This is a genomic window from Bartonella japonica (assembly GCF_040545385.1).
Classification (GTDB): Bacteria; Pseudomonadota; Alphaproteobacteria; order Rhizobiales; family Rhizobiaceae; genus Bartonella; species Bartonella japonica.
This window is the reverse complement of sequence record NZ_JBEPLT010000008.1, coordinates 64,589-82,499: the sequence shown is the minus strand read 5'-3', so window position 1 is coordinate 82,499 and position 17,911 is coordinate 64,589. Positions and strand designations below refer to the sequence as shown.

Sequence of the window (17,911 nt, the reverse complement as noted above, 5' to 3'; positions counted from 1 at the left end):
GTCTCTGTCTGCTTTTGCCGTTCAGTCTTCTTGCCAAAACGAAATGCCTTAGCTAAAGCCATAAAAAAAGCAGCTAAAGCTGCTATCACCACAAAATATTTTTTCCCCCACAAGATCATAAGCGTTGTTCTCTTAAGCGATTAATAATAAACACTAATCCTACACAGGAAGCAAAAACTATAATCGTTGCTAAAGCCCATTGCATAGGTCCATTCCCTGCTAACAACTCCCCAAGCCCAGAAAAAGAAGCTATGATAGGAGCAAGAACTTCTGCTTTTAAAATTCTTGATGGTTCTTGTTTTTCAACGCTTTGGTAATTAGACGAAACGTAAGCCCCTTTCGCCCACAAACCTGCTTCTGCTGCACGCCGGTATACGAGACCTTTTATACGCTTTCCTCCTGCTTTTGTCCATTTCTGTAATTCAATTGGTACTGACTCATAATCACCTTTATTAAGTTTCTTAAGCAATGTAGAGTTTTGAAAAGCTGTTATCCCTATATTATAACAAAAAGAAACAAGAGCACCAAACTGCTCATCACTTAAGTCGACATAAACCGCTTTCTCAACCGCACGCTCATATTGACGTAAATCTGCCAAAAGCATAGCTTCTGCTTTTTTTTCCGTAATAACCATACCATCAACAACCACTGGGTTGCCAGCTTTTTCTGTATGCCTGTTGAAGCCCCACCACAATGACAGCTTCCATTGCTGTCGCTGCTATTTGCTTTAATGCCAGTAAGTTGACTGGTGATATAAGACCATCCTCTGTTTTTGTGCCATTAATCCAGTCTTGCTATTCAAAAGCTTGGATGAGATCAACTTTTTCTTGCACCTTTTCAGCTGTCTTTTGCGTTTTATCAGCTGTCTTTTGTACACATGCTGAACGTAAGTCACTTACAAATATTATAAATGATTTTATCAATACAAATTCTAAGAAAATCAGTTGGAGTCGTGCACTTAAAAAAGAGCTGATAAAAGGTAAGTTTTTTGAATTTGAAAATGCGTGCCTTGCGCAAGGTCTTTACCGTCCTTTTATACGACAGTGGCTTTATTATAGTCGCACCTTCAATGAAATGATTTCTCAAATGCCGCGGATATTCCCGATAGGGCAAGTGATTGAAAATAGAGTGATACAAGTCGCCTCTGTAGGAACAAGAAGTAGATTTTCTATTTTTATGACTAATAATGTGCCTGATTTTAATATGATAGATGGTGGTAACCAATGCTTTCCAAGGTATCTTTATGAAAATGATAACCAATCCCATTTGTTTGCAAATGCTACAGAAAAAAGCAAAAGTGCCAGTTTAAAACGTCATGATGCCATTACTGATGAAGGATTAGCACATTTTAAAGCTGCTTATCCGAATGAAACTATCACTAAAGATGATCTGTTTTACTACGTTTACGGAATTTTATATTCGGAAGATTATCGCACTCGCTATGCGCATAATTTATGCAAAGAATTGCCTCGTATCCCTTGCGTAAAGAGTGCTGATGACTTTTGGAAATTTGTACAGCAGGGCGTGAACTGGGTCATTTGCACGTGAATTATGAAAGCATAGAACCTTATCCAGTGACCTTTAAAAAAGGAAATCCAAAATTTACAGAGATCTCTAATCCTGAGAAATTCTATTATAATAAGGAAAAGGATAAATCGACTGTTATTTATAATAGTAATATTACCATGACAGATATCCCTCTTGAGGCTTATGAGTATATCGTAAATGGTAGACCTGCTCTTGAATGGGTTATGGGACGTCAATGCGTTAAAACAGATAAAAAAGCGGTATTGTGAATGATGCCAATCGCTATGCTATCGAGACCATTGGAAACCCTGCCTACCCCTTAGAGTTATTTCAAAGGGTTATTACTGTAAGCTTGGAAACCATGAAAATCGTTAAGAACCTACCAAAATTAGAAATAAGAGAAACTGAATAACTTATAAAGCATGCTCACATGATAGGCATGCTAACCTCACAAAGGAGTATAGAGCTTATAACCATAATCTATACCTCTTCTATAAATTGCTTACATACAATCTTTAAAAGGATAATTTATTATACGTTATTCTAAAAAGAAGAAACTTGCACTTTTAGATACTCTCATTTGGATTGCTTTAAGATTTATAAGAAACCCACTCTTAAATAGAATTAGTTTTTTTACATTGCCTTTAAGAGATTATATCGCAATCTAAAATGATAGCTTTATTGTTTCCAAAAGCTTTGTTTAAAGAGAGTTATGTATATTCATTTCTCTATAGGTTTTGGAGGTGTAAAAATTGTCACCCCCCCCTCAAAACCTATATTATTGATTGAATTTAGAGGTTGTATTATCAATAGAGGCTGTTTTTTTAAAGATCTGTAAAATATTAACACATTGAAATATAATGTCTTTTATTTTTTATCGTTTTTTTACATAATAGCAGCAACCGTCAAAACCCAAAACCCCTTCAAAACTCATAACCATAATAATCTTGATAGCATTTCTTATGATTATAAACCTATCTTTTGAGAAGCTTTAAAGGATCACATACTTTTCATATCATAAGATATGTTTTAGTCACTCACTCAAATGATCTATTTTGTCAGTTTTATTTACTTAAAACACAACACCTGCAAAGCAATATTAATAAAAGCCATCAAAGATGTAATGTTTTGATGATAACAATCAGTTAAGGGGGAACGGGAACACACTTCTACCCATGCCATAATAATCGTAAGTCCCTCTAATACTTGTCATTAAACTATTGACATGGAGCAAGAACTCTTCACCAAGAGCTACTATACAGTTTTGCAAAAGTAAAATCTGCTTGATAATAAGCAATATCCATAGAAACCGCTTATATAGTTGTCTATATTCAATAAAATAGTAATAATTAACACTAATGTTGTGTTAATATTTCATAAGCTTTCATTCACAGCATTATTATTATTGAAATGTCAACAAAATATTTAAGCAAAGTAAACAATCTCAAACTCATAAAAATATCATTTTTTTCATAAAATGTTTTTTCATAAAATTCAAAGTACTTTTCACTGAAAAGATAAATCCTATATAGTACATAAAAAATTCTATGGAGATATTTTTATGTTAAATATGCGAACTGTCTTAGCGATACTTATTTGTCCTATAGTTAAGATATTAAAACAATTATCGCTCACTATCTTCTTAGTGTTTTTAATACCATTTTTAAGTGGTTGCGGATTTAATACAATACCAACCAATGAAGAAAAAGCACATGCTGCATGGAGTGAAGTGCTAAATCAATACCAACGCCGTACAGACCTCATTCCCAATCTCGTAGAGACTATTAAAGCCTACGCATCCCATGAAAAAAATGTTTTTACAAATGTTATTGAAGCACGTGCTAAAGCAACACAAGTTAACATCAGCGCTGATATATTAAATAATCCACAAATGATGCAGCAATATCTTAATAATCAAGCCAATTTATCAAGCGCACTTTCTCGTCTTATGGCTGTTGTCGAAAATTATCCTGACCTTAAAGCGAATCAGAACTTTCTCGCTCTTCAATCACAATTAGAAGGAACTGAAAATCGTATCTCTGTTGCACGCCGCGATTATATTGAATCAGTGCGTGTATATAATACCGCATTAAAAACAATACCAACAATGATTTGGGCAAAATTATGGTTTCGTGATGCTAAGCCTATGCCAACATTTACTATAGATACCGACAACCAACAAACACCAACAGTCAATTTTAATTAATGAATCCATTTCGATATTTTATGCAACGTTTTGCTTTGCTATACTTAGGAGCTTTTTTGAGCACTCTATGGTTGGTCATCGCAGCGGGAAATATCGCTTGCTCACAGACCCAGTTTCCTCCCTTAACTGGCTATGTTAATGATATAGCTCATTTGCTTGATAGTGCAACAAAGAAAAGTCTAACAGAAAAGCTATCTAAACTCGAAGAAAAAACCGGAGATCAAATTGTTATTGTAACTCTCCCTACTCTTGCAGGAAATGATATAAAAACATACAGTAATTCTCTTTTTCGCACATGGAAATTGGGTCAAGAAAAAATCAACAACGGTGTATTACTTGTCATTGCACCAAATGAACGTGAAGTTCGTATTGAAGTGGGCTATGGATTGGAAGGAGAACTAACAGATGCTCTTTCCACAGTTATTATTAATAGCTTTATTCTTCCCAACTTCCGTAAAGGAAATTACGAAAAGGGAATTATTGAAGCCATTCATGCTATTACCAAGATTATTACAGAAAGAGATTCTGATTTTTCTTTTCAAATCAAAGAGAAAGCTAAATCTGTTGAAAAACAACGTGAACTAGCTAAAAAAGAAGAGATAGTCATTAATACAATTATGTTTTTAATCCTTTTTATCATGGTTGGTTTGCCTATTCTTGCAATGATTTTTGGTAAAAAAGTAGCTCCACAAAAATACCTCTGGATGGGTATCATTTTCACACCATGGTTTTTAAATTTAAATGCTGTCGGTAGACGCTCTGATGGAATTTTTGGCAACCATTCATCAGGAGGTAGAGGTTTTAAAGGTGGTGGTGGATCATCAGGCGGTGGCGGTGCAACAGGAAGATGGTGAAATGAGTGCAAATTTTTGAGTATCATAAATTTTTTAAAATAAAATTCATTATCGTGTTATATCAATCTTAATAAACAGCTTCATATCTTACTCTGAAATTATTTTACTAATGACAACACAAACTTAAACACCAATATAAATATCGTTTATGGCATTTGAATTGAAACATATCCATCGAGATCATTTACCACATCAGTTTAAAGCAATTCCTGGGAATCCACCAGTTGAATGGAAAATAAGTAATAACTTGGTCGAATATCCTGAAGCGCTATGTTACATGCAAGAGCGTGTAGAAAATATTCTTGCAAAAAAAGCGCATGAACAAGTTTGGCTTCTTGAACATCCTTCCCTTTATACAGCTGGTACAAGTGCCAATAAAAAAGATCTTTTAACACCCCATTTGTTTCCTGTTTATGAAGCGGGTCGAGGTGGGGAATTTACATATCATGGTCCAGGGCAGCGCGTTGCTTATATTATGCTTGATCTTAAGCGCCGAAAACAAGACATTCGTGCTTTTATTAGTGCATTAGAAGAATGGATTATACAGATGCTTGCAAAATTTAATATTAAAGGCGAGCGTCGTGAAGATCGTGTTGGTGTCTGGGTTAAAAGATCTCATTGCCAATTGACACAAAACAGTCTCTCTTTGGAAGACAAAATCGCAGCTATTGGCATTCGTGTGCGAAAATGGGTGAGTTTTCATGGAATTGCCATCAATGTTTCTCCTAATTTAGCACATTATTCAGGGATTATTCCCTGTGGTATTGCAAATCACGGCGTAACGAGCTTGCTTAATCTAGGTTTTCACATAACAATGTATGATGTTGACATTGCTCTGAAACAAGCATTTGAAAAAATTTTTGGACCAACAATTGATGTTTCCTAAGTACATTGATTTCTAAATAAAAAACAGGCATAAAATTTATCATTATTTTAAGAGTTTATTTTTAATAAAGGTAGATAATCAAACGCTATGAGCGATAACAACAAAGACCTTTTGAGTATTTTAAATGATGTTCAGTCTCGGATAAATATAGAAGAAGAAAATCCATCAAAACCAAAGAGCTCAAAAATGGCAGCTTCGAAAAAAGATATGCAAGAAGATGACTATAACGCCCTCTCTATTCGAGTACTTGAGGGCTTAGAACCCGTACGTTTACGTCCTGGAATGTATATCGGTGGAACAGATAGTAAAGCGCTTCATCACCTGTTTGCTGAAATTATTGACAATGCAATGGATGAAGCCGTGGCTGGTTATGCAGATTTAATTGATGTATCATTGGATAAAAGCGGCTATTTAACAGTTACAGATAATGGACGCGGTATTCCTGTTGAAAATCATCCTCAAATGCCTGACAAGTCTACTCTTGAAATCATTTTGACACAGCTCCATTCAGGTGGAAAATTTGATGGAAAAGCTTATCAAACTGCTGGCGGATTACATGGAGTAGGAATTTCTGTTGTCAATGCCCTTTCTGACGATATGGAAGTCGAAGTAGCACGAGAACGAAAACTGTATCGACAACGCTTTTCACGTGGTATACCTCAATCTGGATTAGAAGATTTAGGTGAAGTTTATAACCGTCGTGGGACACGCGTTCGTTTTCATCCTGATCATAAAATTTTTGGTGAAAAAGCTGCTTTTGATCCAGAAAAAATTTATAAGATGGCACGCTCCAAAGCATATCTTTTTGGTGGCGTAAAAATTCGCTGGAGTTGCGATCCTCTTATACTTGAGAGCACAAAAAATATCCCCGAAAAAGCTGTTTTCTATTTCCCTGATGGACTTAAAGATTATTTACTCTCATCACTAAAAGATGAATATCGAGTAACGTCGGAAATTTTTTCTGGGAAGATAAAACACTATAGTGGCTACGGCTCTGTTGAATGGGCTATCGCTTGGCATGGTGGCGATGCCTCTGTACAATCTTATTGCAATACTATTCCTACCGGAGAAGGCGGAACGCATGAAATAGGACTGCGTCTGGCTCTTTTACGTGGATTAAAATCCTACGCTGAGCTAATAGGAAACAAGCGTGCTGCTATCATTACATCCGATGATGTTATGATTTCAACAGCTGCAATCCTTTCAATCTTCATCAAAAATCCTGAATTTGTTGGACAAACTAAAGATCGGTTAGCAACAATCGAAGCACAACGTATCGTTGAAAATGCAATACGTGATCCTTTTGACCATTGGCTAACAAATTCTCCACAAGAAGCAACAAAACTTCTTGATTGGGTTATTGAACGTGCTGAAGAACGTGTTAAACGACGCCAAGACAAAGAAATAAGCCGAAAAACGGCTGTACGTAAATTACGTCTGCCTGGAAAACTCGCAGATTGTAGCCAAAGTTGTGCCGATGGTGCTGAATTATTCATTGTTGAAGGTGATTCTGCTGGTGGTTCCGCTAAACAAGCACGAAACAGAGCAAACCAAGCAATTTTACCTCTTCGTGGAAAAATCTTGAATGTTGCCAGTGCTCCCCACGAGAAAATGAACTCAAACCAAACAATTAGTGATCTTATCCTTGCGCTTGGATGTGGAACACGTTCTAAATATCGTGAAAAAGATCTCAGATATGAACGCATTATTATCATGACGGATGCAGATGTTGATGGTGCTCATATTGCTTCACTCCTCATTACTTTCTTTTTTCAAGAGATGCCAGATCTTATTCGTCAAGGACATTTATACCTTGCTGTGCCCCCTCTTTACAGAATATCGCAAGGAGGAAAAATTGCTTATGCACGCGATGATGCCCATAAAGATGAATTGCTAAAAACTGAATTTACTGGGAAAGCTAAAGTCGAAATTGGGCGCTTTAAAGGGCTTGGTGAAATGCGTGCTGAACAACTTAAAGAAACGACTATGCACCCTCAAAAACGTACATTGCTACGGATTTCTATCGATGCAATGGAAATGCAAGAAACAAAAAATACAGTAGACAGTCTCATGGGAACAAAACCAGAAGCGCGGTTTCGTTTTATACAAGAAAACTCTACTTTTGTGTCTAATCTCGATATCTAAGTTTTTAAAAATTTTTCTCAAACCACTGCTGCAGCATCAAGCACGTGCAATTGCGGATTAATTGTCCCATTCCAATAATTCAAACTAAGATTACCAGCTAAATGGATCATTTCACCAATATTTTTAGAAAGAAAATCACCAAGTGATGTCCCCACAGCTCGGAAGGCTATACCTTGCAACTTTTTTCCTTCAATATTAGATATAACGAGACGAAGATGTCCTTTTCCAACCTCGCACAAATAAATTAACCGATGAGAGGGAAGAACAAAAACAGGAGTTGTATTCCCTGAACCGAATGGTCCTGCTTTTTCGATCATATCAAAAAGTGCTTTATTTGCACCAGAAGCAGAAAGACAACCATCTATACGGAGAGATTTTTTAGTACGCAACTGTGAGACCATCAAAGAGACTTTTTCTTCCAACCACTCTCGAAAGCTTTCAATTTTTGTTGATTGGATTGTTATCCCTGCTGCCATACTGTGTCCCCCACCCTTTTCTAATAAATTTAATGCAACAGCTTCACGAACAAGTGTTCCTAGATCTATACCACTTATTGAGCGTCCTGATCCTATGCCACTTCCATCTTTTTTCAAGGCAATTACAAAAACAGGACAAAAAAAACGTTCTTTTAAACGCGATGCAAGAATACCAATAATTCCCGGATGCCATTCTTGATGAGCAATCACAAGTGACAGTGGTATTTTTTGAGCCTGATAAAGAGAATCAATAAAAGATTCTGCTTGCGTTAATTGAATGTTCTCCATTTCTTGGCGTTCTTGGTTAAGCTGATCCAATTGTTCTGCTATTCTGTCAGCTTCATCTTTATCTTCACAAATGAGCAAACGTGCTCCTAAAGCTTGGTCGCCAATACGTCCTCCCGCATTAATTCTAGGACCTAATAAAAAACCTAAATGAAAACTATTAAGTGGCTCCCCTATACGCGCAACCTTTGTTAAAGCCATTATCCCAGGATTATGCATAGAACGAGCAACTTGGAGCCCTTTAACCACAAAAGCACGATTAACACCTTGTAATGGCACGACATCACATATGGTTGCCAATGCAACAAGATCAAGCATACTTAGAAGGTCTGGAAGTTTTCCCTCAAACTTTTTCTTTCGCAATAAATGATTAACCCACGCTAATGTGACAAAGACAACACCGGCAGCGCATAAATGCCCTTGTCCAGAAAAATCATCAGGGCGATTAGGATTAACAAGAGCAACTGCTTCTTGATGAACCTCCGACATTTGATGATGGTCTAAAATGACAATATCAGCACCTGCAAGTCTTCCTGCCTTTACTGCATCTGGACTGTTCGCCCCACAATCAACCGTGATAATCAAATGAGCGCCTTCTTGCACTAACATTCTCATCGCTTGTTCATTGGGTCCATATCCTTCAATAATACGATCAGGAATATAAATTTTTACTTTAATACCAAAATAACGCAAAAAACGTGCTACCAGTGCAGATGAACAAGCACCATCCACATCATAATCTCCAAAAACAGCTACTTTCTCTTGCTTCAAAATAGCCTCAACAATACGTTCTGCTGCACATTGCATATCTCTGAAACTTTCTGGATGAGGCATTAGCGTACGTAATGTTGGATTAATAAAAGCAACAGCTTCAGATTCATCTACATCTCTTGCCGAAAGAACGCGTGCTAACTGATCTGGAAGACCAAATTTTTGAGAAATAGCGTGAGCATTATTCATCCCTTGAATATCAAGGGAATCTAACCAAGCCTGACCGCAAGCTGAAGATTCAATATTGAGAAAATAATGGGGCTGCTGCATTCTTATTTTCTATAATGAAAGTCAATAAAATACAATCAAGACTTAAAAAGAGAAAGCACTCTTTTACAATACTCATTCTCATTTAAAATGTGCATAGGCTACTTTATTGATAAGGTACTATAATACCTCAGACATAAAACACTGTTTTATAAGTTTTTATTTTCTCTTGACGTCAATCAAAAGACATTATATCAGAACAGTTAGTATGCGTGAAAGATTGCGCTATAATAACAATTTTCAACGCAAAAAAACAAAAATATGCTCCTATTATAAGAAGCTCAATAAAGGATACTTCTATGGCAACTTTTTCACAAAAGCCAACTGAAGTGGTGAAAAAATGGGTTATTGTTGACGCAGAAAACCTCGTTTTAGGTCGTCTTGCCACATTTGTTGCTAATCGCTTACGTGGCAAACATAAAGCTACATTTACTCCACATGTTGATGATGGTGACAATGTTATTGTGATCAATGCAGATAAAATATTTCTCACCGGCAAAAAATATACAGATAAAAAATATTATTGGCATACCGGATATATTGGTGGAATCAAGGAACGTACAGCGCGCCAAATTCTTGAAGGTCGTTTTCCTGAGCGTATTATTGAAAAAGCTGTAGAACGCATGATTCCTCGTGGACCACTTGGACGTCGTCAGTTGAAGAATCTGCGTGTTTATGCTGGAAGCCAACACCCACATGAGGCACAACAGCCAGAAGCTCTTGACGTTGGTGCTTTAAACCGCAAAAACAAAAGGATTGCTTGATTATGGCTGAAATTAATTCTCTTGCTGAGCTTAGTGTCGTAACAAATGTTACAGAAACTCATGAAAATGTTGCTCCTATCCATGTGCAAAAGCTTGACTCACATGGACGAGCCTATGCAACAGGAAAGCGTAAAGATGCTGTCGCTCGCGTATGGATCAAACCAGGATCTGGAAAAATCATCATTAATAATAAAGAATTCGACAAATATTTTGCACGTCCTGTTCTTAGAATGATCCTTCGCCAACCAATCGTTGCAACTAACAGGGATAGTCAATTCGATATTGTTGCAACCGTTGCAGGTGGTGGTCTTTCTGGACAAGCCGGTGCAGTACGCCATGGTATTTCTAAAGCTTTAACCTATTATGAACCAGAGCTTCGCGCAATTTTGAAAAAGGGAGGCTTTCTTACCCGTGATAGTCGTGTTGTTGAACGTAAAAAATACGGTAAAGCAAAAGCACGTCGTTCTTTCCAATTTTCAAAGCGCTAATTTCAATTTTTTTACAATACTTCGAGCCCCGTTTTGCGGGGCTTTATGCTTATTGAGGCAGTTTTTTTGAAGAAAACACTGTATCCAATTCTTCTCCATCATGAGAAAAATTTAAGAAAAGAAAACAATCATTTTTTCTGATAGATAAAGATCCAAAAGAGACGACTAGAAACGCTTAGAAAGCTTGGATTAAGCTTTTAGGATATATACTTCAGTAGTTCAAATCTACCTACGTATTTATTCACAAAAACATTTGCGATACAGTTGCAGTTTCCTCATTAGATTTTTCTAATAGTATTTAGCCAAGTGGCGGTCTTTCTGGACAAGCCGGTGCAGTACGCCATGGTATTTCTAAAGCTTTAACCTATTATGAACCAGAGCTTCGCGCAATTTTAAAAAAGGGATGCTTTCTTACCCGTGATAGTCGTGTTGTTGAACGTAAAAAATACGGTAAAGCAAAAGCACGTCGTTCTTTCCAATTCTCAAATAGCTTCATTCCAAAAAGTGTTTTACCATTGTGATAAAATGAGGAACGGAAATAGGCTTTGACATATATTCTTCACATCCACTTGCACGAATTCTTTCTTCATCCCCTTTCATAGCAAAAGCTGTTACTGCAACAATGGGAATAGATCTAAGTTCCTCATCTTCTTTTAATTGTTTAATAACATCGATTCCTGATACCTCAGGTAACTGAATATCCACTAGGATAAGAGAGGGCATTGATGAACGAGCCAATTCTAATGCCATAAGACCATTACGCGTTTCAACGGTTTCGTAGCCACTCGCTTCTACAAGATCACGGAATAATTTCATATTTAGCTCATTATCTTCCACGATCATGACTTTTTTTGACATTAATATAACTCCACCCTTTTGAGATAAAATAGACAAATAAAAATTAATACACAGTCCTTCTAATTTAAGATAAAATGATAAAAAAAATTGTAAACCATAAAGAAACTAAATAACTGCCTATAAAAACACTTTTTCGCAAATATTTATAATACTGAGCATAATAATCTCTTCAGTTCGTAAAAAGAGAATTTTTATAACTGTAAGCTTTTATTATTGCATATCTTTTTAATCAGATTGCAAAGTTTTTGAATATCCAAATCAACACATAAACCTTGCGACCTTAGACAAAACATAAAACATGCGAATGTGTCAAAATACCGATTTTTAAATCAGACGCTTTTGTTATACTTCAATACAAGCTATTGAATAACAAATAAAAATAAATCTTATCTATGAATTTTAAACGAAATTTAAGGATGAAATTTACATGTGCTTAATGCATTAAAAATATAAAAATGGTGCAACACTGGAAAATGAAAAATCTCATTATATCCTCACCATTTATTGTTCATTTTTTATCATTTTTCTTATTCAAAAAAAACTATATAATAATATTTTTAATAATTATTTTATATAATAACCTCTATAAAAAAGTTATTTAACAATACAAAATATACAAATAAAAATTTTTACAAATATTATTAAAAATTAATTTTATAATATATTAGTTTTATTTTAAAATAAATACTTATAAAGTGTATTATTTAATCATATTTTTAAATGAATAATAATTTTATAAAATAGAGAAATTTAATTTATAAAAATATATAATTAAAAGTATAAAGATATGCTCTTAAGTCTTTCTTCTCAATCATTTTAAGCACATCATAACGCCTACAAGAATATTTACTTCAGAAATATCTGCTGATTTTATAATACTCGTAATAGCACTGATAGACCTTACATCCCAAACCTGTCGCAAATCCTCCTATATAGCCAACTCTTTCTCCTGATTTCATGCCTGCTAGATCTCCTTATTAGTCCATCAACTAGATCTACAAGACTACCTGCTACCATTCCCATATCTTTCCCCTATCTCCCCAATTTACTGTAGAGAGATAATCGCTAACATCATACCCATTTTGTGAGCCACCACTTAAAAAATTCATTGAAGAAATCTTAGCTTAACTATTAGAAAAACCAAACAAACATATAAATCATACTCTTATCTATTTTTTAAATGCATCATAATAATATAGATAAAGTGGCTATCGTACGACTTAGACAAATACAGTATTCAATAATAAAAAAATACACATAAATGTATAAATATATTATTTTCATATAAATTGCATATTTTAATTAATAATAATACTGTTTAAATATAAAATGTCGATCATTGTTCTCTTTTAACAAAATCATAAAAGTAAATAAATTATTCACTTAAAAGGTTGATAATTTTCTCCTAGTCTACAAAAACCATTATGAAATGTATTCGTACCGTCATCGAACTCAATTTTGTTGCTATTATCTCGCGTGCAAACACTGATTAATTCTTTTATTTTTTAGATGATTAGTAATCACGTCTCAACATATCAACACATTGATTTACAAAGATAACTATTGTTTTGCATGTTGAATGAGAACGCAAATACAATAAGATTTTCTCATTTCATCCCCTCTTATAATGAATCAAAAAAACATTTTCTTACATATCACAAACTGGATCAGTATGTGGATAAAAAGACCTTTAAGAAAGGAGTAAAATGCCTCTCATAAACCGTCTTAATGCAAAGGCTATCGCAACATTTTATCGTACAAATAACCTTCATTAATCTCAATCATTACTAGATTTATTTAGAATCCTTCTTAGCATTCTATTAAGCACGTTAAGAGCTCATTTGACTACACTTTAAGCATTTTATACTTAACCATTCTACGGTAAAATAAAAACACCATAAGCTATAATCTTACTTATGGCTTTTCAAAGAATTGATTAAAAGCGATAGCGCAATCCACCAGAAAAACTAACTCCAGAAAAACCTGCATTGGTAAGCTTATGCTGATAGTTTAGATCACCATGAAGTGTAATTTTAGAAGACAATTGCGAATTAATACCTAAACCAGCTTCTAAGGAAGATCCAAAGAGACCTAACTGGAAAGGATCTTTAAAATGCACAAATTGCTTTTCTCCAAAATGGCTAGAAAAATGAATTTTACCATAAAAAGAGATAATGTGATCCTCTTTAGAAACTGCTAGCGTCTTGGTTAAATACCCACCAACACGCATGACCAATTGATCCAATTTTCCCATCTCAATATCAAAACCATCAATATCATGAGCCTTATGAAACTGGAGATTTTGATAAATAAACTGAACTTGTGGATCAAAAACAAAATCTTTATATCCACTCACAAATGCTTTACCAGCAGACAATGAAATGTTTAGGGGATTTCCTTTTAATGTTGCTGCCTTGTCCCTTGCAAGAGTAAAGACATCACCTTTAAATAGCCCATAGGATAAAACACCATTCAAATAAAAACCACTCTCATATTCCATACTACCATAAGCTGTCACTGACCATTTGTTAAATGTATTGTTTTGACTTTTCTCTACATCCCGAGGTTGCAAAGCAAGTTTTCCATAAGCTCCCATAACTCCAAAAGATATCACATTGTATGGACTCTCTCTTGTTTTGAGCAAAACACCAGCCTCTAGAGCGTTATATGCAAAATCACCTCCATACCCATATTCTAATGCAGAAAGATCTGAAACATAATGATAACTTCCACCATAACTGTTTACCGATAAAGCAGAACTACCTCCAATTTTCAACAATCCACTAGAAACCTCTTGCAATGTTTTCAAATACTTATTTTTAATACTAATATCCATCAATCCAGCATGGAACAAAGCATTTGGTAAGAGAAGATAAGTCGGCACTTGTGGGACAACATCTTTCACTCTCCTCACAGTATCAAGAAAAGTAGGTTCGTCCAGAATAGGCTGAATATATTTACTTTCAAGACGAAAATCCCAAAAATCCCCGTTACCTTTAACTAATCTTTGCTCAGAGCGTGCACTTCCACGAGAAGAATCTGGACCATATGCACGAAGATAATATTGATAAGGCAAACCTTCTAGTGCAACATAAGGTGTGCTCAACTGAAAAGAATCTTCCGCCGCTTTTCCAGAAACCTGAATAATTGAAATAGTTTGGGCATTTTCATCGTCTACTTTCTCCTTCTGATCTCCTACAACAAGCTGCACATGAACTGTTGTTTTTCCAGAAACATCACCATGAATCAAAAGCCTATCAGTTTTTTTATTGTCGAAGGAACCATCATCATTGAGATGCGTATTAAAATAGAGATGTGCACTGTCCTGTGCACTGTAAGCCTCTTCCCTACCTTTCCCGATATAAAGTGTTTGATATTTCTGCGATATTGGAGTTTCAAAAACGATAACACTCTTCGAAAGTTTTACAAATGAGATAGATGAAACTTCACTATTTAAATCTTGCAAATCTTTCTCTTTTCTTTGTGTCAGAACCCATTTTGATCCTTCTGTCAAATAAAGTTCGGCAATCGCATCCTCAGAAACACGAGCTCCTCCTGCAAGCGAAGCAGAATCAGCCAAAATCGCTACAGAAGCCCCCTTTTCAGCTGTTAATAACAAATCACCAGAGATCTTTGTACCTGCTGTTACTGCGAGATAAGCCCGACTTTCACTGTTATGAATAGCTGTACCATCTGGAACATCAAGAATTGAGTTTTTCAAAAAGACAATTTCCTGTCCATATTCCTTATTCTTTTTATTCACATCAAAGTGCATACCATACTTGTTACCTACCACCATAATTTTTGAATCTTCAATATTAATTCGCGAAATTAAAATATTTCCTGCGATATCTACTCCTGACGGTGTGTTGGCATCTGATCCGATCCACAAACCACTCATATCATTAGCAACAACATTGCTCTTCTTTAAATGAAGAACACTCTGATGGCTTATGTTTAAAGCCGCATGAACAATATTTTTTTTATCCTTAATTTCTTGGTTTTTTGAAGTAACAGTAACTCCATTTAGATTTGCATTCCCCCCTGTTCCCACATGGAGTGCAGCCGCATTCGTCACATCAATCTCTCCACCCTTCATCTGAATGTTTGCACCAATACGACTAAAAAGAGCAGCTCCTTGATTATCTTCTCGATTTTTTACCGTAATTTTCGCATTCGTCAAAATAACAGATGTGCCTTGCTTTTCGGCATAAACGCCTGCCTGTATCGCCTCAACGAATCCACCATATACTTCAATTACTCCATTATCAGCCTTGAAACCTGTCGATACATGTTTAAAAGTTGAATCGCTCAAGACAACCTTTCCTCCTTGCGATACAACTACACCATAAACATCCTTTATGTTATCATTACCCTCAACTTTTACACTTATTGCCTGAATAACTGTATTTGCCATCTGCGCCCCTATGACAGCAAATGATATAGGAGAATTGTTGTTTCCATTCTCTTTTTCAAAAAACGTCATTAATTTGTATACTTTATTGTTAATAGTATGTGCCTCACCATCATTGCATCTATAATATGCTTCACTTTCACTGCACGAAAGTGAAGCATATGAATGAGAATGCGCTACAACCTCTATATTTGGTAAAAAAGAAAAAATAGCTGTTGTAAAAACGCATAAACATAAGCGAATTTTAGATACTCTAACCATAATTCCTCTTCAAACCTTCTTTTTCTCAGAAAAAACAAAAATGCAGACACAATAAACCACATATTAAATTTAATAAACTTCAAACAAACAATGATTATTTATCGTAAACGTGGTAAACTTTTATGTCTATAATTTGTTTTGTATTTTATGTAAAGTGAGAATAAGAATCATCAATAACAATTTAGACTTATAAGTTTAAAAATGATTTGTTCAATACAGTTAAAAATAGCAATATAACCCGTCAAAAAAATAAATTTTACAGGCTTATTCCTGATAATAAAAAATATTGTAAAATGAAATTTTAAAGAGGATGGAATATTAAAATTCAATTTAATTTATAGGAAAAATAAAAATATAAAACTTATTTTTACAATAAATCATATAGGAAATTTTTATATAAATACAAAACAATACAAAATGTGTAAAAAAAAAATAGAACAATATACACTTCTTTTATAGAAGAAAAAATCTAAGAAAATGCTAATGAAGACTTTTCTAAATAGCCATAATTCTCTTTTATTTTCCATAAAATATTCAAGTAAAAGACCTGCATAACACCGTAAATATTCAAACAAAATGAAGAGGCAAATGAAATATTCATCATCCTAAAATTAAGAATTATCAAACGAAATATTTCACAAAAATAAATTCTACTGATAACAAACCGCTGTGATAATATTAAAATAAATATTTTAGAAAATCTGTTTTTTTATATTGAGTAAATTGAGGATACAATACAAGCTTCCCATATGTCCTAGACCGATAATAATAATCATTACTCATCTAAACCATCATGGACTTTATCTGTATTGTGGCAAAGAAAGTCATGTCTTTTTTGACTTCCTTCCCGTGAAGGTTTTTTATTAAACTATCTTTTTAAGCATGAATCTGCGACTTTATGGATGTTATTGCAAAATTTCTTTGTTATCTGTCATTCTTTTTTATCATTCTCAAAATGCGTTATCAAAGCACATTTCTTTTTCGTTGTATTGCTCACACCAAAGGTATCATTATCAACAAACTGTTGATATCCTCCCACCATGAGATTTTCTAAAAAAGAACCATTTTTCAGAGGTTATATAAAAAATCTCCTTTGAATCTTGCAGTTTATACCGATATCCTGCTTTTTTCATGCATTCATAAACTGAGAAAAATTCATCCGCATACAACCCCTTATTTTTAAAAGTAGCATGAAGTAATTTCCAGTCACATTTTAATAATGCTTATTGAATAGCAAACTGATCAACACAGGAAACATCAACGCTGATAGAAAAGGTTGATCACACATCAAGTTATAATAAGTAGAACTACTTCACCAAAATATTTCAAATTTTTCTTCATTTTTCTTCTCCTATAGTTGGTTGAACAAACTCATGCAGGATGCCGTATTAAATTTGCATAAACATATCAGGATTTTTTTTACCTACGTGTTCAGATAGATTTAGGCTATATGAAGATAATAGATTGAGAAAATAATCCTGCACATGCCTACGAAAAAACATGGGGATTGTTGTTCATGACCAAAAGCAAAACTCAAAGCTTGTAGGTAGATAGGCTTTTATATATTTTGCAATAAGGGCTATTTAAGCGCTTTTAAACATTTCATTTTGGAATAACAGCGCTAAAGTGACAATTGGAGAGATTTTATTCTTTATAATTTTTACACCAATCTAGATCACCATATCTATCATGAAAACCATCTTGAATCA

The 17,911-nt window shown here is 34.5% G+C and carries 10 protein-coding genes and 2 pseudogenes; 8 read left to right on the top strand and 4 right to left on the bottom strand.

Annotation, left to right across the window (positions count from 1 at the left end):
• Window positions 1-115: 115 nt before the first annotated feature.
• Window positions 116-694, bottom strand: a complete 579-nt coding sequence (gene bgtA / locus ABID39_RS04890) for a gene transfer agent endolysin BgtA (protein WP_354186618.1) — start codon at window positions 692-694, stop codon at window positions 116-118.
• 182 nt (window positions 695-876) lie between these two features.
• On the opposite strand from bgtA, the pseudogene ABID39_RS04885 reads away from it, so the two are divergent.
• The 5 genes and pseudogenes from ABID39_RS04885 to parE form a co-directional block, all read left to right on the top strand.
• Window positions 877-1,939 (top strand): annotated as a pseudogene (locus ABID39_RS04885) (type ISP restriction/modification enzyme); the annotation flags it as partial.
• Between the two features lie 1,149 nt (window positions 1,940-3,088).
• Window positions 3,089-3,733: a LemA family protein gene (locus tag ABID39_RS04880; RefSeq protein ID WP_354186616.1), complete on the top strand. Its 645-nt coding sequence runs from the start codon at window positions 3,089-3,091 to the stop codon at window positions 3,731-3,733.
• A complete protein-coding gene (locus ABID39_RS04875; protein WP_354186614.1) occupies window positions 3,733-4,587 on the top strand; it encodes a TPM domain-containing protein in 855 nt (284 codons plus the stop codon). The genes ABID39_RS04880 and ABID39_RS04875 overlap by 1 nt, the downstream gene beginning before the upstream one ends.
• Window positions 4,588-4,735: 148 nt before the next feature.
• The gene (lipB, locus tag ABID39_RS04870) at window positions 4,736-5,473 is read left to right on the top strand and encodes a lipoyl(octanoyl) transferase LipB (RefSeq protein ID WP_354186612.1); all 738 of its coding nucleotides are present in this window, start codon (window positions 4,736-4,738) and stop codon (window positions 5,471-5,473) included.
• Between the two features lie 87 nt (window positions 5,474-5,560).
• Window positions 5,561-7,618, top strand: a complete 2,058-nt coding sequence (gene parE, locus ABID39_RS04865) for a DNA topoisomerase IV subunit B (RefSeq protein ID WP_354186610.1) — start codon at window positions 5,561-5,563, stop codon at window positions 7,616-7,618.
• Window positions 7,619-7,635: 17 nt separating this feature from the next.
• Here the strand turns inward: parE and recJ are convergent, their stop codons facing one another.
• Entirely contained in the window at window positions 7,636-9,420 is a 1,785-nt protein-coding gene (gene recJ, locus ABID39_RS04860) for a single-stranded-DNA-specific exonuclease RecJ (protein ID WP_354186608.1), read from the bottom strand.
• 296 nt (window positions 9,421-9,716) lie between these two features.
• Between recJ and rplM the strand changes: the two genes are divergently transcribed.
• The 3 genes and pseudogenes from rplM to rpsI (ABID39_RS04845) all read left to right on the top strand — a co-directional run.
• Entirely contained in the window at window positions 9,717-10,181 is a 465-nt protein-coding gene (gene rplM, locus ABID39_RS04855; protein ID WP_354186606.1) for a 50S ribosomal protein L13, read from the top strand.
• A 2-nt stretch (window positions 10,182-10,183) separates the two neighbouring features.
• Window positions 10,184-10,669, top strand: a complete 486-nt coding sequence (rpsI, locus tag ABID39_RS04850; protein WP_354186604.1) for a 30S ribosomal protein S9 — start codon at window positions 10,184-10,186, stop codon at window positions 10,667-10,669.
• Between the two features lie 308 nt (window positions 10,670-10,977).
• A pseudogene (gene rpsI, locus ABID39_RS04845) lies at window positions 10,978-11,190 on the top strand (30S ribosomal protein S9); the annotation flags it as partial.
• Here rpsI (ABID39_RS04845) and ABID39_RS04840 read toward each other — a convergent pair.
• The gene (locus tag ABID39_RS04840; protein WP_354186602.1) at window positions 11,162-11,527 is read right to left on the bottom strand and encodes a response regulator; all 366 of its coding nucleotides are present in this window, start codon (window positions 11,525-11,527) and stop codon (window positions 11,162-11,164) included. The pseudogene rpsI (ABID39_RS04845) and the gene ABID39_RS04840 sit on opposite strands and share 29 nt — an antisense overlap.
• A gap of 1,936 nt (window positions 11,528-13,463) precedes the next feature.
• Window positions 13,464-16,202 carry an autotransporter family protein gene (locus tag ABID39_RS04835; RefSeq protein ID WP_354186600.1) on the bottom strand — a complete coding sequence of 913 codons (2,739 nt, stop codon included), beginning with the start codon at window positions 16,200-16,202 and terminating at the stop codon, window positions 13,464-13,466.
• Between the last annotated feature and the right edge of the window lie 1,709 nt (window positions 16,203-17,911).